Origin of the sequence: Limnobacter sp., assembly GCF_043511195.1 — a bacterium.
Classification (GTDB): Bacteria; Pseudomonadota; Gammaproteobacteria; order Burkholderiales; family Burkholderiaceae_B; genus Limnobacter.
The window spans coordinates 2,140,887-2,159,772 of record NZ_CP121330.1 but is presented as its reverse complement, the minus strand read 5'-3'; the positions used below and the strand labels follow the sequence as shown (position 1 = coordinate 2,159,772).

Here is an 18,886-nt window from a genome sequence, read left to right as displayed (position 1 = left end):
GCCTGTCACCGAGATGGCGTACAACCTTACCTGTTGTATTTGACAGAAATGTGTATGAACCTTGACAGCCTGACTTTGTTAATCGGCGCCAGCGCCGGCGCTTACCTGGTATTGAAAGCACATCGCCGCCTTCAGTTGTCCCGTGCAAAACACCCGGGATTGAGCGGCCACGTGCGCATGGCCAAGCGCGTATCGAAATTGATACCGCATTACACCCTGGAAGGCGATTCGTTTTTCAGTTGCGATGAAGCCAGCGACTTGATTGTTGAGAAACGCCGAAAAGGTTTTCAGGATTTGTCAGCCCGGCTGCTTGCACGTGCCCCACAGGGAAAACGCTTGCTGGAACAGGCGATCAGCAGTATTTCAGATGCCCAATTTACCCACAAATACCGTGTTCCTTTTCAGTTTAGAAACATGGTGAACGAGAACCTGTTGCCTGCGCTTTTTCTCAGCAAATCAGAAGGGGTTTATGTGTGGGACATTGACGGCAACGAGTACATCGATGTAACCGGCGCCTACGGCACCAACTTGCTGGGCTATGACACCTACAAAGGTTTTATTCGACAAGCCGCCACAGACATGGATTCGCTTGGACCTGTGCTTGGCCCCTACCACCCGGTGGTACTGGACAACACACGTCGAATTTTGGCCTTGGCCGGGCAAGATGAAATTTCATACCACATGAGCGGTACCGAGGCTGTGATGCAGGCGGTGCGCCTTGCCCAATACCACACGGGCCGCCAGCGCATTGTGCGTTTTGCAGGTGCTTACCACGGTTGGTGGGGTGATGTTCAGCCCGGCATTGGTAACCCGGTGAGCGCGAACCGCACACTGACTTTGCAGGAAATGAGCCAGCGCACCCTGCATGTGTTGGCTACACGAAAAGACATCGCTTGCGTGCTTGTCAACCCGCTGCAAGCCTTGCACCCAAACACCAATGCGCCCGGTGATTCGGCGCTGATCAGCAGTGGCCGAAAGGCAGGCTACGACAAAGAAGCCTACACACAATGGTTAAAGCAGCTGCGGCAAGTGTGCACGGAAAACGGCATTGTGCTGATACTGGATGAAGTGTTTTTGGGGTTCCGCCTGGCCAAGGGCGGTGCGCAAGACTATTTCGGCGTGCGGGCCGACATGGTGACCTATGGCAAAACACTCGGTGGTGGTTTGCCCGTGGGCGTGCTGTGTGGCAAGGCTGAACTGATGAAGCGCTACCGCGCGAACAAACCTGCAGACATTTGCTTCGCTCGCGGCACTTTCAATTCACACCCCTACGTGATGCAAACCATGAACCTGTTTCTCAAGCACATTGACGGGGTTGAGGTAGAGCGCATGTATCAGAATGTGGATACCACCTGGAATACGCGCAGAGCGACGCTGAACAAACGACTCGTTGATCTTGAATTGCCGGTTGAAGTACAAAACATGACATCGATTTTCACGATTCTGTACAACAAGCCATCGCGCTTTAACTGGATGTTTCAGTTCTACCTGCTACAAGCGGGAGTAATGCTTAGCTGGGTCGGATCAGAACGGATGATTTTCAGCCACAACTACACCGATGAAGACTTTGACGTGCTGTGTGACCGCTTTATTCAGGCAGCCCGCTGCATGCAGGCCGATGGCTGGTGGGACACCAGCGAGGCCTGCAACAGCAACAAGAAAATTCAGCGGCGAGTACTCAAAGAGACTTGGCGTGCCTTGACATCGTCCATGGGATCAATCAACTGACCCTTCAACAAATAGAAAGGTGATTTGTAGTAAATTTTTACGTCGTGGAATGGGTCAGTGATAATTTTCAGGGCCCAAACCAAACCTGTTTCAATGTCCCGAATAAAAAACAGGTGAATGGTTCTGAACACCAAACCACCAAGACCCAACCACAACCACGACTCACCCACGCTGCGCACAAAGCTTGCAGTGTCGGCACCTGTTGGTGGCAAGCCGAAAGTGGATGGACTAAACCAGATCAGCACTGGCAATGCCCCCCAAATGCTGAGCAAAATGATTTTGCGGCGCAGGTTGTAACCCACTTTGATGTCTTCTTTGTGATCGTGCGTGGCATCGTTCACATAATCGTAAGTTTTGGGTTCGAAAAAGAAGTGACCAATTTGACGACTGGTCATGGCCACCAGCCAGGCTACCAAGGCAGCTGACACGGGGTCGATGAACAGCAGTACATAACCAAACAGGAATGAGAGTGCACTGAGCAAGTGCAGGCTTTGGTTGATGCGGCTGTGGTGATAATAGCGGTGGTCGTCCCAACGCTGTTCGTGCAAAGTCTCGAAGATTTTTTTCATGTAGGCAACAAAAGGAAGTGTTGAAAAAGTACTAACTTCCCTTTATGCCAGTGTGATGTTGCCGTTTTGTGTCCAATCATCGCAATTGCTTAATCAGCGCGTACTTCATCGCTGCCGATTGCGCGATAAGACAGTGACAGATTGGCCGGTCGGTGAATGATTACGCACGCCCCGGTGGCTGGTGGTGTTAGGTGACCTGCTGCTGTCTATGCGTCAGCCAACTCGGCAGTGGGTTTGCCTGTTCCGAACTTCAAGAAAACTGCCCCGGTTTGGATTCATTCGCTTCGTTTGGCGACTAGCCAACACCGAGGCTCGGCCATGTCTTTTGCCGAGCTCGGTGAACAAGAATGAATTCAAAAAGGGATCAAGCGGTTTTCAGTGAGGAATCGGGCAACCCCGCCGAGTTGGTAATAAAGTCGGCAACCCCGCCGAGTTGCGTGAACAACCGGCAATGCCGCCGATTTACCGCCCCAACTCACCTCTCGCAATCACTTCTTTCATGATCTCGGAGGTACCTGCATAAATAGTCTGCACCCGCGCATCTGTGAAGAATCGGGAAATCGGGTATTCCTCGGTGTAGCCGTAGCCACCAAACAATTGCAAGCATTCGTGCGTCAACTTCACCTGCAACTCAGTCGACATCAGTTTCAGAATTGATGCTTCTTCAGTCGTCATGGCACCCAACTTGAACCGCGCTTCACACTGCTTCAAATAAGCTTTGGTCAATTCAAGCTGTGCGCGCAGTTCGGCCATTTTGAACCGGGTGTTTTGAAACTGCGCAACCGTGCTGCCGAAGGCCTTGCGCTGAGTGACGTAGTCTGCCGTAATCGCCATGGCACCTTCACAGGCACCCACCGCTTGTGAACCCAAGCCCAGGCGCTCGCGCGGCAATTCCTGCATCAGGTAAATGAAACCTTTGTTTTCTTCACCCAGCAAAGCGTTGGCAGGCACGCGCAGGTTGTCAAAAAACAGCTCGGCCGTGTCGTTGGAATGCTGGCCCATTTTCTTGATGCCCTTGCCTTTCTTGAAACCCGGCAAGGTGCTGTCCACCAAAAACAGACTGATGCCCTTTGCGCCTTTGGTGGTGTCTGTTTTTGCAGCCAACACGATCAAGCCACAATGCAGGCCGTTGGTAATGAAAGTTTTTGAGCCATTGATGACCCACTCGTCACCATCACGAACTGCGTTGGTGCGCATGCCAGCAAGGTCGCTGCCGGCACCGGGTTCGGTCATGCCGATTGAACCCACCACTTCACCAGTGACCATGCGGGGCAACCACTGCGCTTTTTGTTCAGCCGTGCCCAGGTTGTTGATGTATGGCATCACAATATTGGCGTGCACATTCAGTGCAGTGCTCAGCGAATGCAGGTTCAAACGACATGTTTCTTCAAGAATCATCAGGGCGACTTCGAATGGAGCACCCGCAGCACCAAACTCGTCGGGCATGTCTGGCCCAAGCATGCCGGCAGCACCCAGCATTAGCCAGGTTTCTTTGGGCATCCAGCCGTCTTTTTCCCATTGGTCGTAATGCGGAATCACTTCCTTTTCAAGGCAGCGCAAAAGCATGTCCCGAAACAAAGTGATGTCCTCATTTTCAGCAATTTTTGATTGATCCGCTGATTGCCCGATTAATTGGTCCATTGAGCCCATGATGATTCCTTTCTTGAATTGCTTCTGTTACTTCGCCTGCATACGGATACTGCCATCGATGCGGATGGTTTCACCGTTCAGGTAATTGTTCTCGACAATGCTGACACACAGGTGTCCATATTCCGCAGGTGCACCAAAACGCTTGGGGTTTTGAACCATGGCGATCAGGGGCTGACGGTATTCTTCAGAAACGCCTTGCATCATGGGTGTGTCGAAAATACCGGGGGCAATGGTCATGACACGAATGCCATAACGACCCAGATCGCGTGCCATGGGCAATGTCATGCCGACCACGCCACCTTTACTGGCCGAGTAAGCTGCCTGACCGGTTTGACCATCAAATGCAGCAACCGAGGCGGTGTTGATGATCACACCACGTTGGCCGTCTTCATCTGGCGAATTCTTGGCCATGGCTTCAGCCGCCAGGCTTGAAATATTGAAACTACCGATCAAATTGATGTTGATTGTTTTTGCAAATGCTTCCAGCGGCAAGGCCTTGCTGTCGCGATCCAGTGTTTTGCCAGCCGTGCCCACACCTGCACAGTTCACTGCAATGTGGATCGCACCGAAGGCAGCCAAAGTTGCATCAATACCGGCACGCGCGGAGGCAGCATCGGCCACGTTCACTTTCTGGAAAATTACTTTGCCGGGGTGCGCGGCTTCAGCGGCTTTGCCCGCATCTTCGTTCATGTCGAACACTGCAACCTTGGCACCCGCTGCAACAAATTGCTCCACGGTTGCTAAACCCAAACCAGACGCACCGCCGGTGACGACAGCCACCAAATTATTCAAATTCATTCAAAAGTCTCCTGACTGACTGTTTTTATGGGGTAGAAACAAAGACTAACGCAGAATTGCGCAATGTAGTGGAGGATGAATTCGAACGAACGTTCGTTTTTACAATTTAACGCCCTTTTTTTAAATCCACATTCAGGTAACGCCAGAAATCAGCCGCCACCGGCGAAGGTCGCTTGCCGTTGGGGCGAACGGTGTACCAGTTGGCATGAATTGGAAAGCTTTGCACATTCAGAATTTGCAAGCCGTCCGTGGCGGAGCCCGCATTTAGGGCGTGTTCAGACAACACGGCCAGTCCCATGCCGCCCTGAACCGCCTGTTTAATCGCCTCGTTGCTGCCCAATTCAAGCCGCACAGTTGGCTCAAAACCAAGGCTTTCAAAATGTGAATCGCAGGCCAGGCGTGTACCCGACCCCCTTTCACGCAAAATAAATGGATACCGCGCAAGCTCGGTGTGTTTGATGCGTTTGCGCTGGGTTAAAGGGTGCCCTGCAGGCGCAACCACCTGCAAGGAATTGGTCATGAAGGCCCTGGCCTCGACGTCCAGGTTCGCAGGCGGTTTGGACATGATGTAAAGATCGTCCAAATTGTGTTCAAGCCGCTGGATAACCCCGTTGCGGTTCAACACCTCCAGAGAAATTTCAACTTCCGGATACTTTGTGCAGAAATCGCCCAACAAACGGGGCACGAAATACTCCGCAGTACTCACCACCGCCACGGTCAACTTACCCCGCCGAAAACCCTTGATGTCATCAATACGCTGCTGAAACCCTTCCAGTTCGGCCAGCATATTGCGTGCTGTGGCCTCCAGCTCAAGGCCGGCGGGCGTGAGATAAACCGCCTTGCCAATGACCTCGTACAGGGGCAAGCCCACCGATTCAGCCAGTTCCTTCATTTGCATGGACACGGTGGGCTGGGTGACATGAAATTGCCGAGCCACCGCTGTAATGCTTTTCAGGCGCGCCAATGCGGAGAACAGGTTTAATTGTCGCAATGTGAGGTTCATTTTTAAACATAACCTTTTAGTGATGGTTTTTCTCTTTTTTTTGATTTTACATGATTGTTGCGTATCCATAGTATTGGCGCACTTTCATTACCGAATGCATCATGAACAACTTCACCGATCCCGCCATTCTTTTCTTTCTACTGGGTATTTTCAGCGGCCTGGTTAAATCCAACCTTGAAATTCCCGCGCAAGTTGGCCGTTTTCTGTCCTTGTACCTGCTCATGGCTTTGGGTTTGAAAGGCGGCTTTGCCTTGCATGAATCTGGTTTTAATACGCAGGTGCTGGGGGGTTTGGGCAGCGCCGTATTGCTGGCAGTGGTGGTGCCTTTGATCAGCTACCCGATACTGAAGCGTTGCACGTCGGCATTCGATGCCGCGGCAATTGCTGCCACCTACGGTTCGGTCAGCGCTGTTACCTTCATTACAGCCGTGCAGTTTCTTGAAAAGTCCGATATCGCCTACGGCGGACACATGGCCGCCGCCATGGCACTGATGGAATCGCCCGCCATTATTCTGGCAGTGCTGTTTGCCAACGCAGCGCGCAAACAAACACAGGGAGTGAATTCAGCACCCGTTCCCGGAAAAGGATTCGGCCACTTGTTGCAGGAATCATTCACAGAAGGCGCGCAGTTGCTGCTACTTGGCGCAATGCTGATTGGTTTCATGAGTGGTAGCGCCGGCAAAGAAGCGATGCAACCGTTCACCGGCGACCTGTTCAAGGGCATGCTGGCCTTCTTCCTGCTTGACATGGGTTTGAGCACGGCCAAGCACCTGCCAAAACTGAAGGCCGTATCGAAATGGATGATTGCCTATGCGGTGCTTGCACCGATTGCCCACGCCACCCTGGCCTGGTTACTGGCCAAGGCCACGGGTGCAAGTGTTGGCGACACCGCCCTGTTAATGGTATTGGCTGCCAGTGCTTCCTACATCGCCGTGCCTGCGGTGGTTCGTTATGCAATACCTGAAGCCAACCCCAGCCTGTATGTGGGGCTTTCGCTGGGCATTACCTTTCCGCTGAATATTTTGGTGGGCATACCCGTGTATGTGCAATTGGCGGGGGTGGGGATTTAATCGACAGCACGGTAATCGCCATTGCTTAACTGTGCCCAGCCCTCACCACGCGGGCATCGATATTTGTATTCTCATGCCTCACAGAAGCTTAAGGATGGCTGGAGTTAATCAACAATAGTGATCGCTCAACCTCAATTTTTGTTGTTACCAAGGGCTAGCGGATAATAAGTCTTACATCACCAATTCGACTCATCTATGCAACATCAGATTAATCCCCAGTTTCGACAAAAGTGCCTTCAACTTACAAATTCAATCACCGATCTACGACCCTTCGGTGTTGTATTGGCAATTGATGAAAGTGCGGAGGTCCTGAAGCAGCCACAGGGATCGCCTGTACGCAATCATTTCGTTGTGATCGATATAAAAACTGGGAAACATGATGTTTCAATGCGAGAAGTTGTCGGAGAAGGCGCGATGACCGCGGTAAATTGTACTGCGATGGTTGTTGCTGCTTTCGTGACACTGGGCGGAACGGCTGCAGCACCCGTATCGGGTGGAGGTAGCCTGGCGCTGTCTGCACTTGGTTACGCCGCGACTACTGCCACCGCACTTTCATGCGGAAATTCAGCGCTACGAACTTTCAATGCGGTGGCTTTTCCGGGACGTAACCAAAAAATGGACAGTTTCCCCGCTTACAAAACTACGCTGCAAGTACTTGACGGCATATCACTAGTTGGCGTTGGTGCTTCAGCGATCGCAGCAAGACGAGCCGTCAAGGTACTCGCTAACGCGGGTGTAAAAATTCCAACCGCATTGACTGGTAACATCAATCGTCAACAAGCCTCTCTGTTAACCAAGGAAATGATCAAGTTGCGCAGACCAAACGTATCCAACGGAGAGATAAAACGGCTGATCCGAGGGGGCGCTGAACCAAAGCGCTACACGTCTGCTCAAATCAGTGCTGGCGCCATGAAAAGTTTAAAAGATTCAATCGCTGCAGGTTTGTCTTTTTTATCCAGCTCGCTGGACGGAAATGTCAAAGAAGTCAGTATTTATATAGTCGGGCTGGAGTCATGAAAAACAGCGTGTCTGCACGATTCACTTGGGCTATTTGCTGCATGTTTCTGATGCTATCCAGCACATTGACCATGTCGAGTATTACTGGATTTTTTTTCCCGAATTCAATATGGACACCCGTATTCAGTTTGCTGATTTGCGCCTTCTACTCAATCGAATGCACCCGCCAAACCCATGTAAAGCTCAAAAAATGGCCAACTCAATCCATTTTTATACTCGCCCCATTGTCGCTATTCAGCTTGTTGCTACCATCGACATTCATCATCAAGATAGCCATTGCGGGCACCAGTTTCTTGTTCTGGATTCTTGCTTACATATGCATACGACAACTTCTCAAGATTTCTGATAAAAATCGTGCTGAAAGCGTTTCAACACTCGGAAACTGCCATTAAACAAGCAAAAAATTCCCCCTTGAAAAAGCAAATTTCCCTTGCCATTTTGTTGACTTTTTATACTCATCTAGTGGCTGAAGCAGGAATACAGTACGTTAACAAAACCACACTTGTTATCACAAAAATTCGAGAACTTTCACTGCATCGACAAGCGCCTTCATCCATCAATCAACTAATAGAGAACTGGTCGCAATTTGAAATACTTGTAAACAAACAAGACTTCCCGATCTAAGCGCCCAACTGCAAACAAACAATTAAAATTCGATTCAAAGGCCTAGAACCAACCGAGAATCACATCAACCCAATTCAGCAATCCCGATGGGAATTATTGGAACGCATCAGAAAGGGAAATCACCAAGACACTTCGCCCATCTTTTTGCACATAGACACAAAGCAATATATGAAGAAAGCGTCTAACGGAAAGTATGTGCTGGACTATTGCAATGTGTTCGTCGAATAAATCGCCTGGCCATCAACCCAACAACTCAATCCCGTCCAGTTCCCGCGCGCACACTTCCCGCATCACCGCCACAAAATCGGCGGTGTAATGCTTGCCCGCAATCGCTTTGGGTAAAGCCGCATACAAGGTAGACACCAAGCCCTTGCGGCCCAGCGGCACTTGGGCCACATAACCACGATCCACGTAACCTTTCACGGCCCAGGCTGGCAAGGCTGAAAGCCCGCGCTTGCTGGCCACCAGTTGCAGCAGGGCCACGGTCAGTTCACTGCTGCGGCGCTTCACCTGCACACCGGCAGGCGTTAAAAAATGCTTGATTACATCCAGCATGTCGTCGGGTACCGGGTAGGTCAACAAGGTTTCACCAGCGAAATCAGAAGGCTTTAAATACGCACGTTTGGCCAGTTTTGAATCCACAGGCACAAGGCCCACCATTTCAAACCGAAATAGCGGAAATGAAACAATGCCCTCTTCCTCGCACAGCTCGGACACAATTGCCAGTTCTGCATCGCCTTTGTGCAGCAGGCCAACCGGGTCTGCATGAAAGCCGGAAACAATGTCCAGTTCCACTTCAGGCCAGCGGTTGCGGTACACATCCATCGACGGCATCAACCAGTCAAAGCAAGTGTGGCATTCCACTGCAACCCGCAGTGGGCCACCCGCACCCTGCTTCATTTGCAATATATCCAACTCGGCTTGATCCACCTGCCCCAACACCTGCCCGGCCAATTGCAACAAACGCTGGCCCACCACGCTAAAACGGCTTTGCCCACCCTGCTTGTACACCAGTTCTTCACCAAACCAGTCTTCTAGCGCCTTAACCTGATGCGACACGGCACTTTGCGTAATGCACAACACGTCGGCCGCACGGCTTAAGCTGCCAGTTTGCTCAATGGCTTGAAGGGTGCGCAGATGGCGCAATTCGAGAATGCTTTTTGACATGAATACAATTCACTATTTAGACGAATATTATTCGTTTGAATAATACCCTGTTTGTGCCGATCATGATGTTTTAATTGCCACACAAGAAGAAACACCATGATCAAGACACACACCCTGGGCTTTCCCAGAATTGGGGAAAACCGCGAACTGAAATTTGCATTGGAAAGCCACTGGCGTGGCGAAACCGATGAAGAAGCATTGCGTACCGCCGCACATGAACTGCGCCTGAAACACTGGCAAGCCCAAATTGATTCCGGGCTTGATTTCATTACTGTGGGCGACTTTGCCTTTTACGATCAAATGGCCGATCACATTCAATTGCTGGGTTGCGAACCTGCACGCTTTGAGTTCAAACCACAACAAAGCAAACTACAACGCTACTTCACCATGGTTAGGGGAAAGTCGACCGAGAACCACAGCTGTGGCCATGTTCACGAAACCTGGGCACTGGAGATGACCAAGTGGTTCGACACGAATTACCACTACATGGTGCCAGAATTCACTGCAAGCACGGCGTTCAAGGCCCACACCGCAAGCCTTGTGGAGCAAATTGAGCAAGCCAAAACGCTGAACCATCCAATCAAGGTCAGCTTGATTGGTCCGCTTACATTTTTATTCCAAGGCAAAAGCAAGCAGGCCGGCTTTGATCAGCTCCATTTGCTGGACCAACTGCTGCCCGTATACGGACAAATTTTGAGCGAACTCAAAACCCATGGCATTGAATGGCTTCAGCTGGATGAACCCATATTGGGCCTGGACTTGCCCGCCAATTACCTGGCAGCGTTCGAGCGTAGCTACCTGCAACTGAAAACAAGCGGTGTAAAAATTCTGTTGGCCACTTACTTTTCAACCACACAAGGGCACACCAGCCCGGTGTGTAAATTGCCTGTGGATGGCTTGCACCTGGATTGCGTGCGCGCCGGGGAAGACTTGCCACTTGTACTGGACTGGCTGCCCAACTACAAAGTGCTGTCGCTGGGTTTGATTGACGGGCGCAACATTTGGAAAACAGACTTGCAAGAAGCACTAAACCAAATCGCCAAGGCTTTTGATGCAGGCAAAGGCGAGGTTTGGCTTGCACCGAGCTGTTCACTGCTGCATGTGCCCTATCAGTTTGGCAACGACAACACGGTCAACCCGCTTGTGAAACCCTGGCTGGCGGGTGCCATTGAAAAACTCGAAGAACTGGAATTGCTGAAACAAGCCAGCAAAACGCAATTGCAGGGCAAAGCTTTAAGCGGTGTACTGGCCACTGTGTGGCATGAACACCAAAGTGTAGTGAAGCAACGCGCCAACAGCCCTTTGCTGAACAACCCCGAGGTGAAAGCACGCCTTGCAGCCCTGGCCCCCAAGGCCGACCAACGGCTAAGTGAATTCGCAGTGCGGCAAACCAAGCAACGGGAACGTTTTAACCTGCCCGCCTACCCCACCACCACCATTGGATCTTTTCCACAAACCAAAACCATTCGTAACCTGCGCGCACGTTTCAAGAAAAACGAAATGGATGAAAAAACCTACTGGCAACACATTAGCCAGGAAATTCGCCAGGCCATCGAGTTTCAGGAGCGGATTGGTTTGGATGTGTTGGTGCACGGCGAAGCCGAGCGCAACGACATGGTGGAATATTTTGGTGAACAGCTTGAAGGCTTTACTTTCTCGGCCAATGGCTGGGTGCAAAGCTACGGCTCGCGCTGCGTGAAGCCGCCCATTCTGTTTGGCGATGTGGCACGCCCCAAGGCCATGACTGTGGATGTGGCCCGCTTTGCCCAAAGCCTGAGCGAAAAACCCGTGAAAGGCATGCTGACAGGCCCGGTCACTATTTTGCAATGGAGCTTTGTTCGAAATGACCAAGCCCGTGCCACCACGGCACTGCAAATTGCCTTGGCCATTCGCGACGAAGTGGCCGACCTGGAACAGGCTGGCATTGGCATGATTCAAATCGACGAGCCCGCTTATCGCGAAGGCTTGCCTTTGCGCAAAGCGCGTTGGGATGATTATTTGAACTGGGCCAGCAAAGCGTTCCGCATTTCAGCAAGCCCGGTGAACGATGACACACAAATTCATACGCACATGTGCTATTCCGAATTCAACGACATCTTGCCTGCCATTGCCGCCATGGATGCCGATGTGATCACGATTGAAACCAGCCGTTCCGACATGGAATTGCTGCGCGGCTTTGGCGAATTTCATTACCCCAACGAAATTGGCCCCGGCGTTTACGACATTCATTCGCCCCGCGTACCGGGACAAGATGAAATCGTTCGCCTGATCCGCAAGGCAGCGCAGGTTATTCCACCTGAAAATCTGTGGGTCAACCCCGACTGTGGCCTGAAAACCCGTGGCTGGGAGGAACCTGAAGCGGCCTTGGCTGTGATGGTAAAGGCAACAGCCGTGTTGCGCGCAGAACGGCTGAACAGCAACAAGACTGAAAAAACTGCCGCATAATTGCTGCAAAGGGCTTGCCAAAGCCGTGGCTCACGGGAAAATAGGATTAATAACATCTATTTTCCCGGAGACTCACACCACATGACCCACGACCCAATCGTGATCGTATCGGCTGCCCGCACCCCCATGGGCGGTTTTCAAGGCAGCATGTCCAGTTTTACCGCAAGCGAACTGGGCGCCCACGCCATTCAACAGGCCGTGCTACGCGCAGGCCACCCCACTCTGTCCGAAAAAGTCGATGAAGTCATCATGGGTTGCGTGTTACCAGCAGGCCAAGGCCAGGCCCCTGCCCGTCAAGCTGCATTAACCGCAGGCTTGCCGTTGAGCAGCGCCTGCACCACCATCAACAAAATGTGTGGTTCAGGCATGAAAGCAATCATGATGGCACACGACAGCCTGTTGGCTGGCAGTACCCAGGTTGCCGTGGCGGGCGGCATGGAAAGCATGAGCAATGCCCCCTACCTTCTACCCAAAGCCCGTGGCGGTATGCGCATGGGGCACGGGCAAGTGATGGATCACATGTTTCTCGATGGCCTTGAAGACGCCTACGAGAAAGGCCGTTTGATGGGCACCTTTGCCGAAGAATGTGCAGACCAATACAGCTTTACCCGACAAGCGCAGGACGAATTCGCCATTCGATCCTTGGCACGCGCCAAAGAAGCCACGGAAGACGGCAGCTTTCAATGGGAAATCGCCCCCATTGAAGTGGCCAGCCGCAAAGGCACTGAACTGGTCGGCACCGACGAACAACCCTTGAAAGCCGACCCAGCCAAAGTGCCCACCCTGAAACCCGCCTTTCGCCGCGATGGTGGCACGGTCACAGCCGCCAACAGCTCTTCCATTTCCGATGGAGCAGCCGCTGTAGTCATGATGAAACAAAGCCACGCAGAAAAACTGGGAATCAAGCCATTGGCGCGCATACTGGGGCACAGCACCCATGCGCAAAAACCAAGCTTGTTTACCACTGCGCCGGTTGGTGCGTTACAAAGGCTGTTCGAAAAAACCGGTTTGAGTTCGACACAGGTTGATTTATTCGAAATCAATGAAGCATTTGCCGTGGTTACCATGGCCGCCATGGTTGATTTGAACTTGCCCGCTGACAAAGTAAATATTCACGGTGGAGCCTGTGCGCTGGGTCATCCCATTGGCGCGAGCGGCGCCCGAATTGTTTGCACATTAATTGGTGCACTGAAAAAAACCAATGGAAAAATTGGTGTGGCCAGTTTGTGCATTGGTGGCGGTGAAGCCACAGCCCTGGCCATTGAACTGATCTAAATAAAACGAGAGATAAAATGGAAAGTGTTGTTTACTTTTTGCTGGCAGCAGCGCTGGCCGTGCCCCTGTTCAAGAAACTGGGCTTGGGTGCGATTCTTGGCTATCTCGCTGCCGGGGTGGTGATCGGTCCACAGGTATTGGGGCTGATCGACGACCCGGAAAAAGTACTGCACTTCTCGGAAATTGGCGTCATTTTACTGCTGTTCGTAATCGGCCTTGAACTGGAACCGGCCAAGCTGTGGGCCATGCGTGCCCAAGTGCTTTTGCTGGGTTCGGGTCAACTGTTTATCACGGCAGGCATCATTTACGGCGTGCTTGCCTTCATGTTCGAAATGAACAGCAACGCCGCCTTGGTGATCGCATTGGCCTTGGGCCTTTCGTCGACTGCATTTGCCATTCAGTTAATGGCCGACAAAGGCATCTTGGGCAATGAAGATGGTCGGCGCGGCTTTTCCATGCTGCTGTTTCAAGACCTGGCTGTAGTTCCCATTTTGTTCGCAGTACAAGCCTTGGCACCTGTTGAACCCGACACCGACCCCGGCCAGTGGTGGCTGGCACCCGCGGCCATTCTGGGCTTGATTGTATTTGCGCGTTACCTGATTAACCCCGCCTTGCAGTTCATGTCTCGCTATGGTGGCCGGGAAATCATGACTGTGGTGGCCCTGCTGATTGTGCTGGGTGCTGCAGTGGTGATGGAACATGCCAACCTGTCCATGGGCCTGGGTGCTTTCATGGCGGGCATGATGTTGGCGAACTCTTCGTTCCGTCATCAACTTGAGGCCGATGTGGAGCCATTCAAAGGGCTCAGCCTTGGCTTGTTTTTCATTTCGATCGGCATGACCCTGAATTTCGGCCTACTGGTTGAATCTCCACTTACAGTCATGTTGGGCACCTTGGGGCTGATGTCCTTGAAAGCCGTTGTCATCATCGGCCTGGTGATGCTTGCCGGCGTACCCTTCCCGCGCGGTCTCATGTTGGGTTTGATGCTTTGCCAAGGTGGTGAATTTGGCTTTGTGATCATGGCGCAGGCCATGGACCTGCGTCTGCTGGGCGAAGGTACGGCAGGCATGGTCAATTTGATGATCGGCATTTCAATGGCACTGACCGCACCTGCAGTGCTGTGGTTTGAGAAGTTCACAAACAAACAGATTGCCAAAGCGCCGCAAAATATTGAAAAATTCGACTCCAGTGAATCTGAAGCGCTGATTCTTGGATTCGGTCGTTTTGGTCAGGTCACCGGGCGAATACTGGCGGCCAACCAGATTCACTTCACCGCACTGGACAAAAATGCCGAACACATCGAGTTCGTGAAAAAATTCGGCAATCAGGTGTATTACGGCGATGCTTCCCGAGCCGAAGTTCTGGAAGCGGCGGGAATTGGAAAGGTTCGTACCGTGATTGTGGCAATCGATGATCCACAAATGTCGCAGGCCATCGTAGAGTTTATTGTTCACCACTACCCCAAGATCACCATCATTGCGCGCGCGCACAACCGGAACGATTACCTTGCATTAAAAGCTGCAGGTGCCCATTCCGTGGTTCGAGAACTTTTCGCGGGCGCTCTAGAGGCTGCCACCGAAGCGCTACATGCACTGGGCTACAGCGACGGCCAAGCGATGCAAAAAGCCGAAACCTTCAAGCAACACGATGAAAACCTGCTGAACAAGCAAGCCAAGGTGGTCGGTGACAATGAAAAAGTGATCGAAATAGGTCGACAGGGACGCGAGGAACTAGAGGCCATTTTCCAGCAAGACCAACGCGCAGCCAACCGGGGTTAAGATGGAAATCCTCCAATTTTTTAAAGAGCTGGAACCCAGCGTTGAACAGGTTTTCACTTTTCTGGAAGGTCGGCTTGGCAAGCTGATATTGTCAGCTGCACTCATCATGCTGGCCACCACCATCAATCGCTTGATGCACTGGCGACTGTTGCGTGAAACCCATGCCTCGCCACCTCAAACCGGCAATGTTCGCGCCACGTGGGTTCGTCGCAAAAACATTGTCTGGGTAACTGCCTTGCTTCTGGTGTTGGCATTGTGGTCAGGACAAATTACGGGTTTTCTGATTTCCCTCGCAGCCATTGGTGGTGCGCTGTTGATTGTCAGCAAAGAATTCATTTTGTGCCTGTGGGGCGCACTGATTATTTCGTTGAACAAAAGCCTGCGCATTGGCAGCACCATCGAAGTGGGGGAATTTACCGGGCAGTTGGTGAATACGGGTTTTGTAACTTTCGAGCTTGCCGAGATTGGCCCCTCAAAAAAACAAACTGGCCGCCTGCTGAGTTTGCCCAACAGCCTGGTGTTTACACAGGCCATGAAAAATCTGTCGGTGTATGGATCTTATGGCATTCACCTGATTGATTTCCATTTCGACAAGTCGGTAAAAATTCAGGCTGCTGAGCAATTGACACTCAAATTGGCCAATGAAGCTGGCAAACACTGGATTGAAGAAGCTGAACGGCATTTTTCGGCAGTTGAGCGCGATAATTTTGTCGATTTGCCCAAAGCACGGCCCGAGGTATTTTGGGCCAGTGTGGACGAAAAATGTTTACGCATGACTTTGCGGTTTGCCTGCCCGTTAAACAAGCGAGGGCAACTTGAAAAATCAATCGTGAAACGTTTTTGGGTTGAATACAGCGAATTGGGCAGCACTCAGCAAGAGACAGACTCCAAAGCATCCTGAATCATTCGTGCCCGGTCCTGATCGGGCATCAGTTCCAGCGTGCTGTTCAAATTCAAGAAACGCTCGCATTCAACGGCCGGCGACACAAGGTAGCCTTGCACATAATCGACGCCAAGTTCTTTGACCTCGCGAAGCGTGTGTAAGTCCTCTACCCACTCAGCCACACATTTACAACCCAAGTCGTGAGCCAATCCCACAATTGCAGTGACCACGGCATGGCTCTCTGTGCTGTGGCAAATGTTCTTCACAATGGACCCATCAATCTTGATCACATCGGCATGCAAGTCCATGGCATACCTGAAGTTGCTATATCCCGCACCAAAATCGTCAAGCGCAATGCGCACACCCAAACTTCTTACCTGTTCAATAAAACTTTGCACTGCCTGCAAATTGATCACCGATCCCACTTCGGTAATTTCAAGACACAACTTTGAAGCATGCTGCTTGTGCACTCGAATTAAAGCCAAAGTATCTTGAAGAAAAATTTCGTCGTTCAGCGATCCAGGTGACACATTGATACTCAGTACACTGAGCCGGTCCAGTTGCCTGGCATGCTCCGCGAGAAAGTCGAGTGTGTGACTTAACACCCAATTGTCCAGAAATGCAGTGTGCCCGCCTCGTTCACACGCTTCTATCAAAAACCCGGCTGAATTCAGTTTGCCGTTTTCCCCTTTGATTCTTAACAATGCCTCGGCATATAGCGGGCCATCATGTTGATTCAATGCCAGTATGGGCTGCCAGGCCAGAGTGAGCCCTGCCGGTAATTTCTGATCATCCAGTCGTCGTATCGTTCTGGATTGATCAAGCAAGCTGCGGGTTTGATTCTGTTCAAAAACCACCCGCTCAGCCTGGCTGTGGCGTTTGGCCTTGGACTTGGATTCACGCATGGACATTTCAACGGCCTCCATGACATCGAGTACATTGTCGACCAGGCCCTGATAAACCAGCGTCGCCAGCACGGCGACTTGTATGCTTCGACCATCAAATTGAAAAGGCACGGATTCGAGTTTTTTCAAGAAGGCATTGAATGCCTCCTCGGCCTGAACAGAATCATTGTGATGAATCATCACCGCGAACTGGTCGATGTGCAGTCGAGCGATTTCACCGTGTGCATTCATGTGGCGATACAGTTCGGTGTGAAAGGCTTGTAACAACTGATCAGAAACTGCAAGGCCATAAGCACTGATCAAACGTGAAAACTGCTGAATGTCAACGCAGAAGAAAGTGAAACTGGCAGCACGCTTGTTCAGTTTGTTGTGAATTACATTTTGCAAACCCCTTCTGTTCATTGCGCCCGTTAACTCATCGTGCGTGGCCTGGTACTGCAGGGCCAACTCCCGGTCTTTTCTTGCCCTGAAGTAGGCAACAACGCCAACAAGCTCGCGATGATCGCGGCTCACCACCAGTTCATACCAACGTGTTTGCCCTTCCCCGACGACCACAGGCAATTCGCGGCGCGATGACTTGCCCGGCGACTCAAGCAAATTAAACAAAGAGGCAAGGCGCGGCGGCTGAAGAAAATCCAGTGTTGGCTTGCCTTCACGATTCAGGAAAAGATCAGTGAACTGCTTGTTGAAGTTAAGCAGTTGACCATGACGCGTACAGGTGAACATGGCGGAGGGCGCGATATCAAATACATTCTCGAGACGTTCATGGGCCTGCTTGATTTCCTGGGCGGCCAATTGTTGTTGCCATTGTGCCTTGCGCAGAAACTCGGCCAAGGCAACAGCAGTCATGACGCTGGCCAATACGGTGACAGATGCACTATTGAAATACTGCAACAAAAACCGCTGGTCAAACCAGGCAGACAACACCTCGGCGACTGCGCCAGTGAGCGAAATCATCATGGCCGCCAGATAATAAATGGCAACCCTGTCTCGCTTTTCCAGAAAATTCTGGGTAACTACCCAAGCCACTGCCGACGCCGCCACAAGGCTCATTGGCCAAAACAGCTCAAGAAAAGTGCGGTAAGGTGAAAAAAGAGCAAGCAAGATCAACACAGCGCTGGCGAATTGCAGCGTTCTCAATACGCCCAGCCACGATTCGCGCCGAATATTCTCAAATAAATGCCAAACAATCAGTACCGTTGAGGTGAAATACATGGTCAAGGCCAGCATGCGAGCACGCATCAGTGGTTCGGCGAGCAACTCAAATCCAAATATCGAATGGTCCCAGCCCTCAGACAAAGCCACCAATCGAAGACTTGCAAACAGCCAGAACCCGTAGCACACAAACAAGGTGCTTCGGGTCATGAATGCAGCCACAGCCACCATGCCAATCATGAGATAAAGAACGCCCTCGAGAAAACTTTGACGTCGCTCGGCAATCAAAATTGCCTTGTTGAAGTCTGCACGGCTCTGCAAACCAATTTCAAGACTGGCTGGCCCGACAAACTGGAATTGACAAAGTATTCCCTGTGGGTTCGCCGGTCCTGAAAAGCTCGCAGACAACACACGCCCTTGATTGGTTTCAAGCGGGATTTCTCGCAAGGATCCGTCGGAGTCACCAAGCCAGCAACTTGATTGAACCAGGTGTCTTGACCGGAAAACCATTTGTTCATATTGCAGCGGCATAGTCTGCGACAGATCGGTATAAATCCAATAGGGCGTTTCTTGCAAATGGGTACGCAGCACATTGCGCCGAGGCTCATTTTTAAGTTGCTCCACAACATTGAACAAGCTGCCCTGCACCTCGTTTTGATTAAGGCTTGCAAAACCCAGTGGCAACTCATGCGGTCTGTTTTGATCAAGTACCGACAAGTTGACAAAGGACACCAGCAAGAAAAAACCCAGCAAGACCAATGACAAAAAAGGAGTCCAAGGTGTTTTCTGAAATGAATCTGCGACTGCAGCGTGCATAAA

General features: G+C 51.4%; 14 protein-coding genes. 8 read left to right on the top strand and 6 right to left on the bottom strand.

Annotated features, from left to right (window positions below; genetic code table 11):
- The first annotated feature begins 54 nt into the window (after positions 1-54).
- Positions 55-1,728: an aminotransferase class III-fold pyridoxal phosphate-dependent enzyme gene (locus P0D43_RS10255; protein WP_394672364.1), complete on the top strand. Its 1,674-nt coding sequence runs from the start codon at positions 55-57 to the stop codon at positions 1,726-1,728.
- On the opposite strand, the gene P0D43_RS10250 is transcribed toward P0D43_RS10255, so the two are convergent.
- The 4 genes from P0D43_RS10250 to P0D43_RS10235 form a co-directional block, all read right to left on the bottom strand.
- Positions 1,665-2,297 (bottom strand): hypothetical protein, encoded by a 633-nt coding sequence (locus P0D43_RS10250; protein ID WP_159570053.1) that lies wholly within the window; start codon positions 2,295-2,297, stop codon positions 1,665-1,667. The two genes, P0D43_RS10255 and P0D43_RS10250, sit on opposite strands and share 64 nt — an antisense overlap.
- A 462-nt stretch (positions 2,298-2,759) precedes the next feature.
- The gene (locus P0D43_RS10245; protein ID WP_341236426.1) at positions 2,760-3,947 is read right to left on the bottom strand and encodes an acyl-CoA dehydrogenase family protein; all 1,188 of its coding nucleotides are present in this window, start codon (positions 3,945-3,947) and stop codon (positions 2,760-2,762) included.
- A 27-nt stretch (positions 3,948-3,974) separates the two neighbouring features.
- The gene (locus P0D43_RS10240) at positions 3,975-4,745 is read right to left on the bottom strand and encodes a 3-hydroxyacyl-CoA dehydrogenase (protein ID WP_394672363.1); all 771 of its coding nucleotides are present in this window, start codon (positions 4,743-4,745) and stop codon (positions 3,975-3,977) included.
- A gap of 106 nt (positions 4,746-4,851) precedes the next feature.
- Positions 4,852-5,748: a LysR family transcriptional regulator gene (locus P0D43_RS10235; RefSeq protein WP_159570049.1), complete on the bottom strand. Its 897-nt coding sequence runs from the start codon at positions 5,746-5,748 to the stop codon at positions 4,852-4,854.
- Between the two features lie 101 nt (positions 5,749-5,849).
- Between P0D43_RS10235 and P0D43_RS10230 the strand changes: the two genes are divergently transcribed.
- The 3 genes from P0D43_RS10230 to P0D43_RS10220 all read left to right on the top strand — a co-directional run bounded on the left by P0D43_RS10230 (position 5,850) and on the right by P0D43_RS10220 (position 8,181).
- Positions 5,850-6,818, top strand: coding sequence for a sodium-dependent bicarbonate transport family permease (locus P0D43_RS10230; protein ID WP_394672362.1), 969 nt, complete (start codon positions 5,850-5,852; stop codon positions 6,816-6,818).
- Between the two features lie 282 nt (positions 6,819-7,100).
- Positions 7,101-7,835: a hypothetical protein gene (locus tag P0D43_RS10225; protein ID WP_394672361.1), complete on the top strand. Its 735-nt coding sequence runs from the start codon at positions 7,101-7,103 to the stop codon at positions 7,833-7,835.
- 25 nt (positions 7,836-7,860) lie between these two features.
- A complete protein-coding gene (locus tag P0D43_RS10220) occupies positions 7,861-8,181 on the top strand; it encodes a hypothetical protein (RefSeq protein ID WP_394672360.1) in 321 nt (106 codons plus the stop codon).
- A 518-nt stretch (positions 8,182-8,699) separates the two neighbouring features.
- Here P0D43_RS10220 and P0D43_RS10215 read toward each other — a convergent pair.
- The gene (locus P0D43_RS10215) at positions 8,700-9,626 is read right to left on the bottom strand and encodes a LysR family transcriptional regulator (RefSeq protein WP_394672359.1); all 927 of its coding nucleotides are present in this window, start codon (positions 9,624-9,626) and stop codon (positions 8,700-8,702) included.
- Between the two features lie 96 nt (positions 9,627-9,722).
- Between P0D43_RS10215 and metE the strand changes: the two genes are divergently transcribed.
- The 4 genes from metE (at position 9,723) to P0D43_RS10195 (ending at position 16,025) form a co-directional block, all read left to right on the top strand.
- Positions 9,723-12,071, top strand: a complete 2,349-nt coding sequence (gene metE, locus P0D43_RS10210) for a 5-methyltetrahydropteroyltriglutamate--homocysteine S-methyltransferase (protein ID WP_394672358.1) — start codon at positions 9,723-9,725, stop codon at positions 12,069-12,071.
- 81 nt (positions 12,072-12,152) lie between these two features.
- Positions 12,153-13,346 (top strand): acetyl-CoA C-acetyltransferase, encoded by a 1,194-nt coding sequence (locus tag P0D43_RS10205; RefSeq protein WP_394672357.1) that lies wholly within the window; start codon positions 12,153-12,155, stop codon positions 13,344-13,346.
- 17 nt (positions 13,347-13,363) lie between these two features.
- Positions 13,364-15,124 (top strand): monovalent cation:proton antiporter-2 (CPA2) family protein, encoded by a 1,761-nt coding sequence (locus P0D43_RS10200; RefSeq protein WP_394672356.1) that lies wholly within the window; start codon positions 13,364-13,366, stop codon positions 15,122-15,124.
- A gap of 1 nt (position 15,125) precedes the next feature.
- Entirely contained in the window at positions 15,126-16,025 is a 900-nt protein-coding gene (locus P0D43_RS10195; protein ID WP_394672355.1) for a mechanosensitive ion channel domain-containing protein, read from the top strand.
- Here P0D43_RS10195 and P0D43_RS10190 read toward each other — a convergent pair.
- Entirely contained in the window at positions 15,995-18,883 is a 2,889-nt protein-coding gene (locus tag P0D43_RS10190) for an EAL domain-containing protein (protein WP_394672354.1), read from the bottom strand. The genes P0D43_RS10195 and P0D43_RS10190 overlap by 31 nt on opposite strands.
- Positions 18,884-18,886 lie beyond the last annotated feature (3 nt).